Source organism: Ancylobacter sp. FA202, assembly GCF_000380205.1.
Taxonomy (GTDB): Bacteria; Pseudomonadota; Alphaproteobacteria; order Rhizobiales; family Xanthobacteraceae; genus Ancylobacter.
Genome location: NZ_KB904818.1, coordinates 1,210,612 through 1,225,267, shown reverse-complemented (window position 1 = coordinate 1,225,267; position 14,656 = coordinate 1,210,612). Strand labels below are relative to the sequence as shown.

Below are 14,656 nucleotides of genomic sequence, written 5' to 3'. Positions count from 1 at the left end.
TCAGGCCGCGTACCTCCAGGAGCGGCGCGCGCGCCGGGCTTTTGGGAAGCAGGTTCTTCGGAAGGGCGTCAAGCACGGGCGTTCTCCTTCGTCCGCGTTGTTGCCGGCCACAGACCCTCAGCTCGCATATGCATCATCGCCACTAGCGCGATGCCGTAGAACAGATAGCGGAACTCGCCAAACTCGCGCAGCAGCTCGGGCAGGCCGATCAGCACGATGGCGCCAACCAGCACGCCGGGCAGCGAGCCAAGGCCGCCGATGACCAGGATGGCCAGCACGTTGATCGACACCAGCAGCTGGAAGGAATGCGGGTAGACCGACCCGACCAGCGCCGCGAACACCGCGCCCGCCGCCCCGGCGAAGGCCGCGCCGATGGTGTAGGCGAGCAGCTTCGAGGCCACGGGATCGATGCCCAGCGCCTGCGCCACGTCCTCATCCTCGCGCATGGCAAGCCACGCGCGCCCGATGCGGGCATGCTGCAGCCGCCAGGAAATGAAGGCGACCACACCGGCCAGCGCCAGAGCGAGATAATAGAGCGCCGCCGGCGACTGCAGCGAGACGCCGAAGATGCGCGGATGGTCGATCTCGATGATGCCCTGCGATCCCCCGAGATAGGGTGCCAGCGCGTCGGACAGCACCAGCACGCGGATGATCTCGCCCAGGCCCAACGTCGCCATTGCGAGATAGTCGCCGCGCACCCGCAGCACCGGAAGGCCGAACAGCATGCCGGCGCCGGCGGCGAGCACCACCGCGACCGGCAGCGCTACCCAAAACGACACATCGACCAGCGCCAGCGGGCCGGACGAGCACATCAGCGCCACCGTGTAGGCCCCAACCGCGAAGAAGGCGACGAAGCCGAGATCGACCAGTCCCGCTAAGCCCAGCTCAATATTCAGCCCCATGCCCATCAGCATGTAGAGCGCGACCAGCATGGCGACCTGGGCGACGAAGTCGTTCGTGACGAGCGGGAGAATGAGAACGCCCACCAACAGGAGAACGAGCCCCGCCTTCGAGGAGCGCGCGCGGCGCGCCGGATTGTGCCCGGCGTTCCACCGATCCCGCAACAGAGCGAAGATCCCGCCCGCCACCAGCAGCACCAGCGCCGGCACGCGGTTGAGCCCGCCCGAGCCGAACACCTCGGCCTCCGGACCGTTGAAGTCCGGCACATTGTCGAGCACACTGACGAACACGTCGCGGAACAGGCCGGCGATAAGGACAATGGCAAAGCCGCAGGTCAGCGCCCGGCGGTAGCGGCTTGGCATGGCCGCGAACACACCGCCGATCATCCCGAGCAGGGCGCCGAGTATGGGCACTTGCGCCAGCGCCTGCAGTGAGCCGATCGGCGCGCCAAGGCTGAGCGCCTTGGTCAGCATCGGGCTCGCCGCCACCAGCGTGCTGCGCAAGCTGACCGACGCCATGAGCAGCATGAGCGCCGACACGCACAGCCCGGCGACGAGACCGGTCAGCGCGCCATGCAAAACGATGCGGCTGCCCGAGGGTCGCCCCTGCGTGTCCCGGCCGGCGACAAAGCCGGCGGCGATGGCCATCAGCGCATAGGCGATCTGCGACAAGGTCAGCGTGTCTTCCACCACATGGCGCTTGTCCATCGCCACATAGGCGCCGATCAGCGCGAAGCCGATCGCCGCGAGGCCGGCGAGAGCGCCGATCTGAAGGGTCTCGGCCAGCGGGGATTTCCGCCGCCGCGCGACCTTGAAGGAGCTGGTAACGGCGTTAAAGGACATGTGTCAGGCCCGCTTCGAGGCGAGTCGCTCGCCGAGCAACCCCTGTGGACGGAAGATCAGGATCATCACCAGCATGCCGTAGCCGATCACGTCCTTGAGCTGGTAGGGCGCCGGCAGGCCGAAGCCTTCCAGGATCAGCGCAGGGCCAAGCGCCTCGGCCAGTCCCAGCACCAGCCCGCCGAGCAGCGCGCCGCCGAGATTGCCGATGCCGCCGAGAATGGCCGCGGCGAAGCCCTTGATGCCGAGGGCGAAGCCCATGAACACGGTGATCTGCTTGAACACCAGCGCGTAGAGCACACCGGCGACCCCGGCCATGGCGCCGCCAATGGCGAATGTGGCGACAATCACCGCCCCGACATTGATGCCGACCAGTGCCGCCGCATCACGGTCTTCCGCCACCGCCCGCATCGCCTTGCCCAGCGGGCTCAGCTTCACCAGTGCCAAGAGGCCGGCCAGCACGATGAGCGCGGCCACAAAGGCGACGATCTGCGGGATCGGCACGATCAGCCCGAACAGGCTGACAGTGCCTTCCATCCAGCCGAAGCCGGGATAGGCGCGGTTGCGCGTGCCGAACAGGCCGCGCGCGGCATATTGCAGAACGAAGGACATGCCGATGGCACAGATCAGCGGCGCCAGCGAGCGCACATGCAGGAAGGGCCGGTAGGCAATGCGCTCGATGATGAGCGACATCGCCGCGCCGCCCGCCATGCCTGCGCACAGCACCAGCGGGAGCGCCAGCAGCGGCAGGGCGCTCAGCAGCCCCACATCGTTGAGCGCCCCCGCCGCAAACAGCCCGGCGAAGGACCCGATCATCATCACGTCACCATGGGCGAAGTTGATCATGCGCAGGATGCCGTAGACCATGGTGTAGCCGAGCGCGATCAGCGCGTAGACACTGCCGATGGTGAGGCCGAACATCGTAAAGGACACGAAGTCGGCGGCGGAGTAGGTGCCGGCGGTAAGACCGCCGGCAAGACCTACCAGGACGAGAGCCGCGACGCTGATCCGTATGGCGAGGAGCACGTGATCGACCCAGGTCGACCGGCGCAGCCATTCGGACAATGCCCCCGGCTCCGTCGCGGAGCGTGGGATATCGCTCACGGAAAGATCCGCTTCGGGTTGGTGCCCGGCGCGAACGAGGACTGGTCGTCGCTGGTGAACTCCCAGATCGCATAGGTCGCCGCGCCGCAATCGCCATAGACGTCACAGGTCAGCGCGCCGGTGAGGCCCGGAAGGGTCTTGGTCGCCATCATCGCGTCGTGGAGCGCCTTGCGGCCGATATAGAGGTTGCCCTCCGCGTCGGTCTTGCCGACCTCCTTGATGGCCGCCATGGTCAGCAGCGCCGCGTCATATCCATAGGCGCTGAAGCCGCCGATCGGCGCCTCGCCATATTCCGCGGTGAAGTTCTTCACGAACACCGGAAAACGCTCGGAAAATAGGTCGGTCGAAGGGCCGACGATGTTGAAGCCGATAACCTTGGGGCCGACGGCTTCGATCACATTGGCGCTGAACACGCCTTCGCCGCCGATCACCTTGGTGCCTGCGAGCCCGACCACTTCGTCCTTCTGGCGCATCAGGAAGCCGATGGTGGAGGTGAAGACCGGGGTGAAGATAAGCTCCGGCTTCTTGGTGGCGATGCGCGTCAGCACCGGACGCAGGTCGGTGTCGGTCGGGGAAACGGCTTCGCTGGCAACGATGGTGCCGCCCTTGGCGGTGAAGTCCTTCTCGAAGGCGCGCACAAGCTGCTCGGTATAGGGGCTGCCGTCATGGATGGTGGCAGCGGTCTTCACCCCGAGCTTGTCATAGGCATAGCTGGCGGTGAAAGCCGCGCTCTTGAGGTCGTTCGGCACAACGCGCAGGAAGCCCTTGAAGCCGTCCGGCCGGTCGGTGGCGGTCAGCGCCGGCGCAGTGGCGCCGATCGCCACGCTGGGAATGCCGAGCTTCCACAGGATGGGCGCGCCCGCACGGGCACCCGAGGAGCAACTCGGGCCAAGCACGGCAACGATCTGTTTGTTGCCCGCAAGCTTGGTGGCGGCGGTCTGGCCGCCCTCGGCGGTGCACTGGGCGTCCTCGCCGAGCAGCTTCACCGGGAAGCCGAGCACCTTGCCGCCGGCGTCCTTGATGGCGATCTCGGCACCACGCAGTTCGTCGATGCCCTGGTTGGTATCGCCGCCGGACTGCGAGGAATAGCCGCCGATCAGGATCGGCTGGCCCTTGGCGATCTTCACGACGCCAAGGGCATCCGTTACGGGGCCGAGCGTTTCAGCCCGGCTGCCGGAGCCGGCGAGAAGCACCGCGGCAAGCGTCGCCGCGGACAACAATACCCTATTCATCTTCGTCCATCCTCTGGTTAGGCGCGCGACCTATTTGCCGGCCGCGTCGTTCGAAAGATCGGTTTGGGCACCTCTCCGAAGCTGCGATCCGGAGTTCGTCACATGTCACTCGGCCGCGGCCGGGACAGGCATTCCGATGGCTGACAAGGGGCCCACCTCGCGCTCGACCAGCGGGATCACCTCGGCGCCGAAGCGCTCCAACGCGCGTCGCGCGCGGGCGACGGGCATATCGCCGAACTGGAAGAAACAGTTGTAGTGCTGCGGGTTGAGCCGGCGGATCTCCTGCACCAGCCGCTCCGCCACATGGTGGGGGTCGCCGATCAGCAAATTGTCGCGGAAGGTCTCCAGCGGCGGCTCGTCGGGAATGGGGGCCGCCTCGACGAAGGAGCCGTTGAGCGTCAGCACATTGCTGCGCAGGCCGTGCACCATCCGCCCGACATAGCGGGCACGCTCGGCCGCCTCGAGCGCTTCGCTCGCGCTGTCGGTGACGTGGATGTACTGCTGAAGCGCCACCGGCATGGTGGGAGCGTCGAGCCCGCCCTGCACCCAGGAGGCGCGCACCTGCTCGGCAATGCCGAACAGCGCCTCGGAACCGCGCCAGCCGGCGGTGATGAAGGGCACGCCACCCCATTTCGCCAGCGCCTTCAGGATCGGCGGGTGCGGCGAGGTGCAATAGACGGGCGGCATGGGCTGCTGCACCGGGCGCACAGTGATGGCTGTTTCCGGCACGGTGATGTGCTTGCCCTCGAAGGCGACGCGGCCTTCCGCGAGCACCTGCTCGACCACCGACCAGTATTCGAGGAAGATTTCCGTCTTCTTGGCGACATCGGCGCCGTAGCGCTCGAACTCATAGGCCTGATAGCCAGTGCCAACGCCGAGCACCGCGCGCCCGCCGCTGAGCTGATCGAGCAGGCCGATCTCCTGCGCCACACGCAGCGGCTGGTAGAGCGGCAGCACCACCACGCCGGCGCCGAGGCGGATGCGGCGGGTATGGGCCGCCATATGCGCCGCCACCATCAGCGGCGACACGCTGACCGAGTAATTGGTGAAGTGATGCTCGGCAAACCAGGCAATGTCGAAGCCGATATCCTCGGCCAGCTTCACCATGCTTCGCGTATCGTCGATGACGCCAGCGACACCGCCGGGGTTGTCGCGCAGGCCCATAAGATTGAATATGCCGAAGTGCATTTTAATACTCTGATTTTCAGTTAGGCGTACAACATCAGGCGATGAAGTAACCACCACTTATCGCGACGGTTTCGCCGACCATGTATCTGTTCTTTTCCGAGACCAGAAAGATAACCACATCAGCGACATCTTCCGGCTCCGCCGCACGCCCGAGCGCGGTCTGCGCCGCGAGTTCCGGCAGGAAGCCGGCGGCGCGCGCCTTCTCGGTGGCAATGCCGGCCGGTGCCACACCGTTGATGAGAATCTGATCAGGGGCGCAGGCCAGACCCATGCTCTTGGTCAGACTCACCACCGCGGCCTTCATCGCCGCATAATGTGCATTCTTGGGGTGCGCCTTCAGCGCGTCGATCGACGCGATGTTGACGATGCGCCCGCCGCCTTGAGCCTGCATGTGGGCGATGGCCGCCACCGAGACGTTGTAGAGCCCGCGCACATTGACCGAGAAGCTGAAGTCCCAGTCGGCGTCGGTAATCTCAAGAATCGGGCGGCGCGGATACACGCCCGCGCAGTTGACCAGGCCATGAATGCGCCCGGCCTTTGCAATAGCTTCGTCCACCAGCGCCTTGGCGCTGTCGCGGGTGGTGATGTCGCCGATCACCGAGAAGGCCTTGCCGCCCTTCGCCGTGATCTCGTCGATCACCAGCTGCGCGCCTTCCGCATTGATCTCGAGGATAGCCACCTGCGCGCCGGCATCGGCGAGACCGAGACAGATGGCGCGGCCGAGGCCGCTGCCGCCGCCGGTGACGATAATGGTATGACCCTGCATGGAGGCTCCGATCTCTGGAAACGTGGCGCCACCGCTTGAGGCACGATGGCATTGTTGAGGCTGAGTGTTCCCGACCGGTGGTGCCGATCACAAACGATCAATTCTCATGGAACGATAAGGAAAGCCGCGGCTGGCGCGGGCCCGAAAGCCGCGCTTGGCCAAGCATAAGAAGTGCTAATTTGCGGCGGTCCGGCGCTGTTCATATGCTTTGAGATGAAGAGCGCCATGTCGGCGATAATAGGCATGCGTGCAGTGACAGGCTTGCAACGGACCATGGGGCATGCGCCGGGACGTGCGTTCCGGGACGAGTTCCGTCGCCACGGGAGGGGACCGCAATGACAAAACTCGGCCTCTTCAATCTCATGGGCCTTTACGATCGCAACACCTCACCCGCCTCGGTACTGCGCACCACGGTCGATACGGTGAAGATGGCGGAGGATTTCGGCTTCGATGTCGCCTGGTTCGCCGAGCATCACTTCACAAACCATTCGATCTGTCCGTCATCCCTGGTAATGGTGGCCCATTGCGCGGCCGAGACCACCCATATCCGTCTCGGCCCGGCCGTTCTCGCCCTGCCGTTCTACGAGCCGTTGCGGCTGGTGCAGGAAGCCGCCTTCACGGACCTGCTGACACGCGGCCGGCTGATATTGGGACTTGGTTGCGGCTATCAGCCCTATGAGTTCGACCGTTTCCGCGTCGACCCGAACTATCGTTACCAGAAGATGCTGGAGACCTGGGACATACTGGAACAGGGACTGACAAGTGGTGTCGTCGAATATTCCGGCCAGTTCCACCGCATCCCGCGTACCGAACTCTCGATGCGTCCGTTCGGGCTGGCGATGCCGGAAGTCTTTGTGGCGAGCAGCCACCCCGAAGTGCTCGCCCGCATGGCAACGCGGGGGCACACCCCTTTCATGAGCTTTGGCCATCGTGGCCTTCAGGCGGCACGAACATTTCGCAACATCATCGCCGAGCGCTGGGAGGCGGGCGGCGGCAATGCCTCGCATATGCCACTGGCGGTGCAGCGCTATGTCTATGTCACGGACAATCCGGATGAGGCACGCCATGCTGCGCAATGTGTGCGCGACCTCGCCCGTGCCGCCGTGCCGCTTTCAACCGCCGCCCCCAACAAAGACGGGCCATTCCTCAGGTTGATGCCCCTCAATGACGAACCCCCCCTGGACAATTTCCTCGAAAATGCGGTGATCGGATCGCCGGCCTATTGCGCGGACAAGCTGGCCGGGGAGCTTGATGGTCTCAAGCCGACGCATTTATCCTGCTTCATGGGTTTCGCCGGCATCGGAAGGCGCGAGACGCTGGCGTCGCTGGAGCGCTTCGGCTGCGACGTGATTCCACAGCTCGACGGGTTGGTTGAACTGCGCGACGGCGGCCTGCAGGATGCCGCATGAGATGAGCAAGCCCCCGGACGACAGCCTCGTGAGCAAAGCGCAAATCCTCACGGACCATGAAGCCGTCTCACACGCTCCGCCATCCAACATGCGTCCGGTTCGCCGCGCCGCCCGGCTGCCGCCGCTCAATCTTTTCCGGGTGTTCGATGCCGCCGCGCGCAACGGCAATTTCACCACCGCTGCCGAGGAACTATGCGTCACCCAATCAGCGGTGAGTCAGCAGATCCGCCAGCTTGAGGAATTGTTGGAGGTGCGCCTGTTCCGGCGCATGCCGCGCCGGGTCGAGCTCACGCGCGAAGGCACTGCATTGGCAAGCGCAGTGGGCGAATCCATGGCACTTCTCGTGCGGGCGTGTGAACGCATCGCGGACCCGAAAGCGCCCGTCGTGCTCTGCGTCAACGCCCCTCCCGCCATTGCCTCTCGCTGGCTAGTGCCTCGGTTGAAGCGCTTCATGCAGCTTTACCCACAATTCAAGGTCACGCTGCTCGCCTCCAATGACCCAGTTGATTTCGACCGTCAGGATATAGACGTCGCCATACGCTGGGGACATGGCGACTGGCCCAATGCGCGTATCGAGCTTTTGGCGCCCGACCGGCTGTTCCCGGTGTGCAGTCCGGCGCTGCTGCGCGAAGGGCCGCCGCTGCTGGTGCCGAGTGACATCATCCGCCACACGCTGCTTCAAGTGGTGAATGGCAGCTTCTGGGGCAGTTGGTTCGGCGCCGCCGGGGCCGGGGGCATGGCGTTCGACGAGACACTCTATTTCAACGATGCCGGGCTTATGCTCGACGCCGCCGTGCAGGGCCAGGGCGTCGCCTTGGCCAGCCGGCTGCTGGCGGAAAGCGACCTCAAGGCCGGGCGGCTGGTCCGCCCGTTCGATCTGGAGATCGAGACCGGCGCCGGCTTCCATGTGCTGACCAGCCCGGTTTTCTCCGAGAAGCCGGCCGTGGCCGAGTTCCGCCGCTGGATCGGACTCGAAGGAAGCGAAAGCGCCTGACGCGCCACGTCCTCACCCTCCCCTCTACGCAGCCTTCATCAGGAGTACAGCCATGTTGCGCCTCGGTTTCGTCGGTACGGGCACCCTTGTGAGCGCGGTGGTCGACGGCCTTCAGGCGACCCATGGCAATCGCTGCACCATCCTGCTGTCGCCGCGCTCCAAGGAAACCTCGCAGGCGCTCGCGTCGCGCTATACTAACGTCGAACGCGCGGAGAGCAGTGCGGCGGTCGTCGAGGGCAGCGATGTCATATTCCTCGGCATGCGACCCAACCAGCTCGACGAGGCCATCGCCGACCTGCCCTTCCGCCCCGACCAGACCGTCGTCAGCTTTCTCGCTGGCGTGCCGCACGCGCTGGTGAGCGAGAGGGTGCGGCCGGCGGCGCATGTGGTGCGGGTCAACCCGCTGCCGCCGATACGCCTGCGCAAGGGGCCAGTGGTGATCTACCCCGCCAATCCGATCGTCGAAGAACTGTTCGGCGGGCTCGGCGATCTCATTGTCGCGGACAAGGAAAGTGATCTCGCGGCAATCGCCAACGGCAGTGCGATGATGTCCTCCCATTACGCGCTGCAGAATCGGATTGTCGACTGGCTGATCTCACGCGACATGACGCCGGAAACCGCGACGCACTATGTCCGCTCCATGTTCAGCGGCCTGGCTGCCGTAGGTCTGGACGCCTTCAGCAACGGCGTGACCGTCGATCCCGCCCATCACGAGACCAAAGGCGGGCTGAACGAGCGCGGGCGGCGCTATCTGACCGAAATCGGCTGGTTCGACGAAGTCGGTCGCGCACTCGACGTGATCGAGAACCACGTCCTCATGGCGCGGCCAAAGGCCTGATACTGATCATGCTCTCTGGATAAGTTATAGCTGCCTGACTTTTCAGCGCGCCTCGCCGCGCGCGCCATCTGGGATCTGTCGGCCGGGTGATCGACAAGCGACCAGGCGGGGACGAGATAGGCGAGCAGTTCTATCTGGTCATCCCTACGGCATCCGCCTCATGCTGTTCGCGGCAGGCGGGTCTGTTCGCCAGTTCCGCCCGCGACCACCTGATCAAAACACGCCTTATCGAGAGGGATGCACGAACGAACGAGCACGAGCTTTCGGTCGTCAGCGTTTGGGATTTGGCACGGTCAAGGAGGAGCTGAGGCGCGCTCCTGCCGCGGCGCCGCGCGTCTGGCATGGGACGCGCCGACACCACTTGAACAGCTCATCAGGCGAACATTGCTTCCGTGGGGTGCCGTCGCCCTTACAAAGACGCTCGAGTGGACGGGCGATCGCGTCGGCGAGGGCGCGTCGCGCGCCGGCGTCTTCACGTCGATCGAGGAAGCGCGCGGGTGGTTTGAGACGGGATACCAGCGAATGATGGCAGCGGCGATCGAGCTCGATGCGCCGTCACCGTCGCCCCCGGCGGCGCTCTCTGTGCCGGCGGCGGTTTTGGCGCTTTGGGAAGAGACGGCCGGGCGACCATGGCCGCAGGCGGCTCCGCTGGGACCGGGCATAGAGGCGAAGATGGCCGGTGGCTGGATACGGCTGGCCGGGAAAAGTGGCGGATCGCCTTCCGCATATACCGCCATGCTGCAGTGGACCGCCGCCGCCCAGATAGCGATGTCCCGCTTGGGCGCGATCTAGTCTAGCCGATCTGGCTTCGGGTGCGCTGCGCGTTCCGACCGCGACCCGCTTGCTCCGCTAGGTCGCTCTGCCCGCCGCGCGCTGTGTCGCCTCCAGCCATGAACCGCCGCAGGCTCGCCGGAGACCGCTTGGTTCGAGGCACGCCCCCATCGACCAATCGGCCGGCGCCACAGGCGGATGAGTGGGCATCTTTGGACGAGACTCTTGTCGGCTAAGACCAGAGGTAAGCCCTTCCCAGAGGTAATTGTTGCAGGAAGGCCGCGCGCGATCGGTGAATGTGGCGAGAATGCGCCGGCCATCTTGACGCTGCCAGAGCCACCATAATACCGCTTTGTTTGTATCGATTTTTAAATCAGGCGGTCCGCATGCTTCTCCCCTTGCCCAAGGTTTCCTCGCGCGCGCTGCGGCGCCTGCTTCTGGCCTCTGCCGCCGTGATGGTCGCTGGCTCTGCGCAGGCCCTGGACCTGACCATGCCGGGCAGGGGCGGCACAGGCGGCGGCAGCGTCGCCGGCGGCGCGGCAAACCCCTCGTCAGATGGCACGGGTGCCGCAGGCACCAGCGGCACCACGGGGTCAGAAGGTGGCGGCGGCGGCGGCGCGGGCGCAACGGGCGGCGCGGGCGGCAGTGGCGGCAATAGCGGCGGTGCGGGCGGGGCCGGCGGCGCGACTGCCGGCGCCAGCGGTGCAGCCGGAAGCAGCGGCGCCACGGGCGGCGGCGGCGGCGGCGGCGCCCATGGCTATGCCGGCGCCGTATCGGGCGTGACCGATTCGACCCTAACCTTTACCGGCGGCACCGGCGGTGCTGGCGCCGCTGGCGGCACGGGCGGCGGCGGCGGCGGCGGCGGCTATGGCGGATCGGTGACGTCGGGAGCCGGGTCCAGCACGATCGGCGCGGATTTCGTCGGTGGTGCCGGCGGCGCGGGTGGCTCGGGCAGCATGGCCGGCAGCGGCGGTGGTGGCGGTGCCGGCCTCACTATTGTGACAACCGATGTGGGCGCCGATGTCACGTTTGGCTCCACCGCCTCCGCGACGGGCGGCGTCGGCGGCGCCAGCGGCGGCAACAATTCGATCGGCGGCACGGGCGGAGCGGGCCTGTTGATCGCCAACAGGTCGGCCGGCCCCACGACCGTGACGATCGAGGGCACGGTGACAGCGGGCATCGGTGGCGCAGCCATCGGGGAACCGTCCGCCGGCGGCCAGGGCGGCATGGGGATCTACATCGTCACATTCCGGGAGACGGGCGCGGTGACCGTCAACGTGAATTCCGCCCTTGTCGGCGGTACGGGTGGCGCGGTGTCCAGCGGTTCGACACTCACCGGCGGCGAGGGCGGCATGGGCATCTTTGCCGGCAACGTGGATTCGACGCCCGGCCTCGCCATCATCAACGTCAATGCCAACGTCACCGGCGGCGCCGGCGGGGTCGCCAACTCCTTCGGGACCAGCGGCGCGGGCGGGACGGGCATTGGCGCGATCAATTCCCTCATCACCGTGGCGAGTGGGGTCACGGTTTCCGGCGGCGACGGCGGTGACGGTACAGGAAGCGCGGCCGATGGCGACGGCGGCGTCGGCATCGGCGGCAGCGCTATCTGGGTGGTGCTCGAAGGCACGGCCACGGTGAATGGCGGCACCAATGTTGGGAACTGGGAGATTGCGGCCGCGATCAGCTTCGGCAATGGCGACAATACGCTCGAGCTGCGCGCGGATGCGAATGGCAATCTGCCGACCCTCATCGGCGGCGTCACGCATTCCAGCGGGACCGACACGCTCGTTCTCAGCGGCACCAATGACAAGACCATCGACGCGACCACGCTGACCGGTTACGCCGACGGCTTCGATGCCCTGGGCAAGACCGGCACCTCGACCTGGACCCTGACCGGCGACTTCTCGAGCAGCAGCCTCGCCTGGACGATCGAGGAAGGCACGCTCTCGATCAGCGAAGACAATAATCTCGGCGCTTCGTCCGCCGGTGTGACGCTGAAAGGCGGCACGTTGCTGACGACCGAATCCTTTACCTCCTCGCGCACCTACACCCTGGGCGCCGGCGGCGGCACGTTCTCCGTCGCGGCAGCCACGACGCTGACCCTCGACTCCTCCCTCGACGGCTCCGGAGCGCTTGCCAAGGCCGGCGCCGGCACGCTGACGCTGACAGCCGGCAACAAAGGCTATGCCGGCGCTGTCACCGTCTCCGCCGGCACGCTGGCGCTGAGCGGCGGAGGCAGCCTTTCGAACGCCAGCGGCGTCACGATCGAGAAGGCCACGCTCGACATTTCCGGCACGGCCAGCGGCGCCACGCTCAAGAGCCTGAACAGCACCGAGGCCACCAGCAGCGTGGTTCTGGGCACCAAGGACCTCACGATCCAGGTGAACGGAACTTCGTCCAGCTTTGCCGGCGTCATCAGCGGCGAGGGCGGGCTGAACATCACCGGCACCAACGGCACGGTCACCCTCAGCGGCGACAACACCTATACCGGCACCACCACCATCTCCTCCAGTGTCCAGATCGGCGCCGGCGGCACCACCGGCTCGGTGGCGGGCGATATCGTGCTCAGCGGGTCCGGCGCGCTCACCTTCAGCCGCTCGGACACCTACACCATCACCAACAACATCACCGCCGATCTCGGCACGGCTCTCGGGTTGATGGGCGGGGGCACCTTCACCTATGCGGGCGGAGAGGGCTTTGAAGGCTTTGTGTCGGTCGCTAACGCCACCCTGAACCTGACCGGCAGCGAGTTCGCCACCGCCTCCAGCGTGGAAGCCTATGAGGGCGGCATCATCGCCGGCAATGGCACGGTCACTGCCCTCATCATCCATGATGGCGGCACGGCGGCGCCCGGCAATTCGCCCGGCACCCTCAACGCAACGACCGTGTCCTTCGAGAAGGGCGCCACCTATCAGGTGGACGTGACCCCGTCCGGCGAGCACGATCTCATCATCGCCAGCGGCGCCGCGACCATTAGCGACGAGGCCAAGGTCGAGGTCGTCGCCGTGCCCGGCCGCTATGAGGTGGACACGAAATACGCCATTCTCACCGCCACGGGAGGCGTCAGCGGCACCTTCGGCAGCGTGACCGACAATTACATCTTCCTCGACGCCGCGCTGGAATATGACCAGACCAACGTCTACCTGCTGCTGCACTACACCGGCGCGAACTTCGCCGACTACGCGCTGACGCCGAACCAGTTCACCACCGCCACGGCGGCGCAGGAGCTCGGCGCCGGCAATGCGGTGTTCGACGCGCTGGTGCAGCAGACCGCCACCTCCGCCCCGGGGGCCTTCAACGCCCTCTCCGGCGAGGCCTATGCCTCGGTCGGCAGCGTGATCCAGCAGCAGTCGGTCTATCTGCGCGACGCGGTGGGGTCGCGGCTGATGCAGTCGCTCACCGCGCCGGGCGCCACGCCGCTGGCCTATGGCCCCGGCCCGGTGAAAGCCCAGCTCGCCGAAGGCTACACCCCCACCCTGTGGCTCGAAGGCTATGGCGGCTGGGGCGACACCTTCTCCAACGGCAATGCCGCCACCATTTCCAACTCGATCGGCGGCTTCCTGATGGGTGCCGACGTCGCGGTGGCGGAGAATGCCCGCGCCGGTCTGTTCGCCGGCTACAGCCAGTCGGATTTCGACGTGACCGGCCGTTCCTCCTCCGGCTCGATGGATAATGTCGACATAGGCCTCTACGCCGGTGCGCAGCTCGGCGCGGTCGCCCTTCGTGGCGGCGCGGCCTATACGTGGCACGACGTGTCGATGTCGCGCAGCGTCGTCTTCCCCGGCTTCTTCGACGCCACCGAGGGCGACTTCACCACCGGCACCACCCAGGTGTTCGGCGAGCTGGGCTATGACATGGAGCTCGGCGCCGTGGCCTTCGAGCCCTTCGTGGGGCTGGCCTATGTCAACGTCTCTGGCGCCTCCTTCGCGGAAACCGGCGGCGCGGCAGCGCTTGCCGTCTCCACCGGCGGCATGGACACGGTCTATTCGACGCTCGGCCTGCGCGCGGCGACGACGGTCCAGCTCGGCGGCAAGACGCTGACGCCGCACGCCACGCTCGGCTGGCAGCACGCCTTTGGCGACACGTCTGAGGTTTCGACCATGCAGTTCCTCGGCGGCGCGACGCCGTTCTCGGTCACGGGCGTGCCGATTGCGGAAGACGCGCTGCTGCTGGAGGCCGGGCTCACCTATGCCCTGTCCGACACGGCGTCTCTCGGCGCGTCCTACACCGGCCAGCTCGCCAGCGGCGCGTCGCAGAATGCCTTCACGGTACAGTTCGGGATGAAGTTCTGAACTAACGCCGGTGGTCAGCCCAGCTGACCATTGGCGGCCCAGCCCGGCGGATCGGTTCAGCAGCGCCGAGCTCTAACCGCCGGGTCGGGCGATGTCACGGTTTTCGCGCTTTCGAGGAACGCCCGATCCTCGTCCGGCCGTCGGAAGGCCGGATGAGCGATCATAAGGGTGCTCGCCGAAGGTGCTCGCCGTCCTGGCCGCCCTGCCGCCAGCCCAGCACCTAATCACCGACTGGGACGATGACCCTGTCTGGCTAAGGAACGCGCTCGCCACCAAAGGCATCTCGCCCCGCATCTTAAGGGGCCATTGCTGCCGCTCCGACA

General features: G+C 66.4%; 10 protein-coding genes. 5 read left to right on the top strand and 5 right to left on the bottom strand.

Annotation, left to right across the window (positions count from 1 at the left end; translation table 11 throughout):
- Window positions 1-68: 68 nt before the first annotated feature.
- The 5 genes from A3M1_RS0105555 to A3M1_RS0105535 all read right to left on the bottom strand — a co-directional run bounded on the left by A3M1_RS0105555 (window position 69) and on the right by A3M1_RS0105535 (window position 6,029).
- Window positions 69-1,742: a branched-chain amino acid ABC transporter permease gene (locus tag A3M1_RS0105555; RefSeq protein WP_018387970.1), complete on the bottom strand. Its 1,674-nt coding sequence runs from the start codon at window positions 1,740-1,742 to the stop codon at window positions 69-71.
- A 3-nt stretch (window positions 1,743-1,745) separates the two neighbouring features.
- On the bottom strand, window positions 1,746-2,843 hold the full coding sequence (locus A3M1_RS0105550) for a branched-chain amino acid ABC transporter permease (RefSeq protein WP_245261581.1): 1,098 nt from the start codon (window positions 2,841-2,843) through the stop codon (window positions 1,746-1,748).
- A complete protein-coding gene (locus A3M1_RS0105545; RefSeq protein WP_026221161.1) occupies window positions 2,840-4,075 on the bottom strand; it encodes a branched-chain amino acid ABC transporter substrate-binding protein in 1,236 nt (411 codons plus the stop codon). The genes A3M1_RS0105550 and A3M1_RS0105545 overlap by 4 nt, the downstream gene beginning before the upstream one ends.
- 105 nt (window positions 4,076-4,180) lie before the next feature.
- Window positions 4,181-5,263, bottom strand: coding sequence for an LLM class flavin-dependent oxidoreductase (locus A3M1_RS0105540; protein WP_018387967.1), 1,083 nt, complete (start codon window positions 5,261-5,263; stop codon window positions 4,181-4,183).
- Between the two features lie 34 nt (window positions 5,264-5,297).
- Window positions 5,298-6,029 (bottom strand): SDR family NAD(P)-dependent oxidoreductase, encoded by a 732-nt coding sequence (locus A3M1_RS0105535; protein ID WP_018387966.1) that lies wholly within the window; start codon window positions 6,027-6,029, stop codon window positions 5,298-5,300.
- 335 nt (window positions 6,030-6,364) lie between these two features.
- On the opposite strand from A3M1_RS0105535, the gene A3M1_RS24950 reads away from it, so the two are divergent.
- From A3M1_RS24950 to A3M1_RS0105505, 5 genes are all read left to right on the top strand, one after another.
- Complete coding sequence (locus A3M1_RS24950; RefSeq protein ID WP_018387965.1) at window positions 6,365-7,438, top strand: LLM class flavin-dependent oxidoreductase; 1,074 nt, start codon at window positions 6,365-6,367, stop codon at window positions 7,436-7,438.
- Entirely contained in the window at window positions 7,428-8,432 is a 1,005-nt protein-coding gene (gene gcvA / locus A3M1_RS0105520; RefSeq protein WP_018387964.1) for a transcriptional regulator GcvA, read from the top strand. The genes A3M1_RS24950 and gcvA overlap by 11 nt, the downstream gene beginning before the upstream one ends.
- Window positions 8,433-8,484: 52 nt before the next feature.
- Window positions 8,485-9,270 (top strand): NAD(P)-binding domain-containing protein, encoded by a 786-nt coding sequence (locus A3M1_RS0105515; RefSeq protein WP_018387963.1) that lies wholly within the window; start codon window positions 8,485-8,487, stop codon window positions 9,268-9,270.
- A gap of 384 nt (window positions 9,271-9,654) precedes the next feature.
- The gene (locus A3M1_RS0105510) at window positions 9,655-10,062 is read left to right on the top strand and encodes a hypothetical protein (RefSeq protein WP_018387962.1); all 408 of its coding nucleotides are present in this window, start codon (window positions 9,655-9,657) and stop codon (window positions 10,060-10,062) included.
- Between the two features lie 365 nt (window positions 10,063-10,427).
- Window positions 10,428-14,333, top strand: coding sequence for an autotransporter domain-containing protein (locus A3M1_RS0105505; protein WP_018387961.1), 3,906 nt, complete (start codon window positions 10,428-10,430; stop codon window positions 14,331-14,333).
- Window positions 14,334-14,656 lie beyond the last annotated feature (323 nt).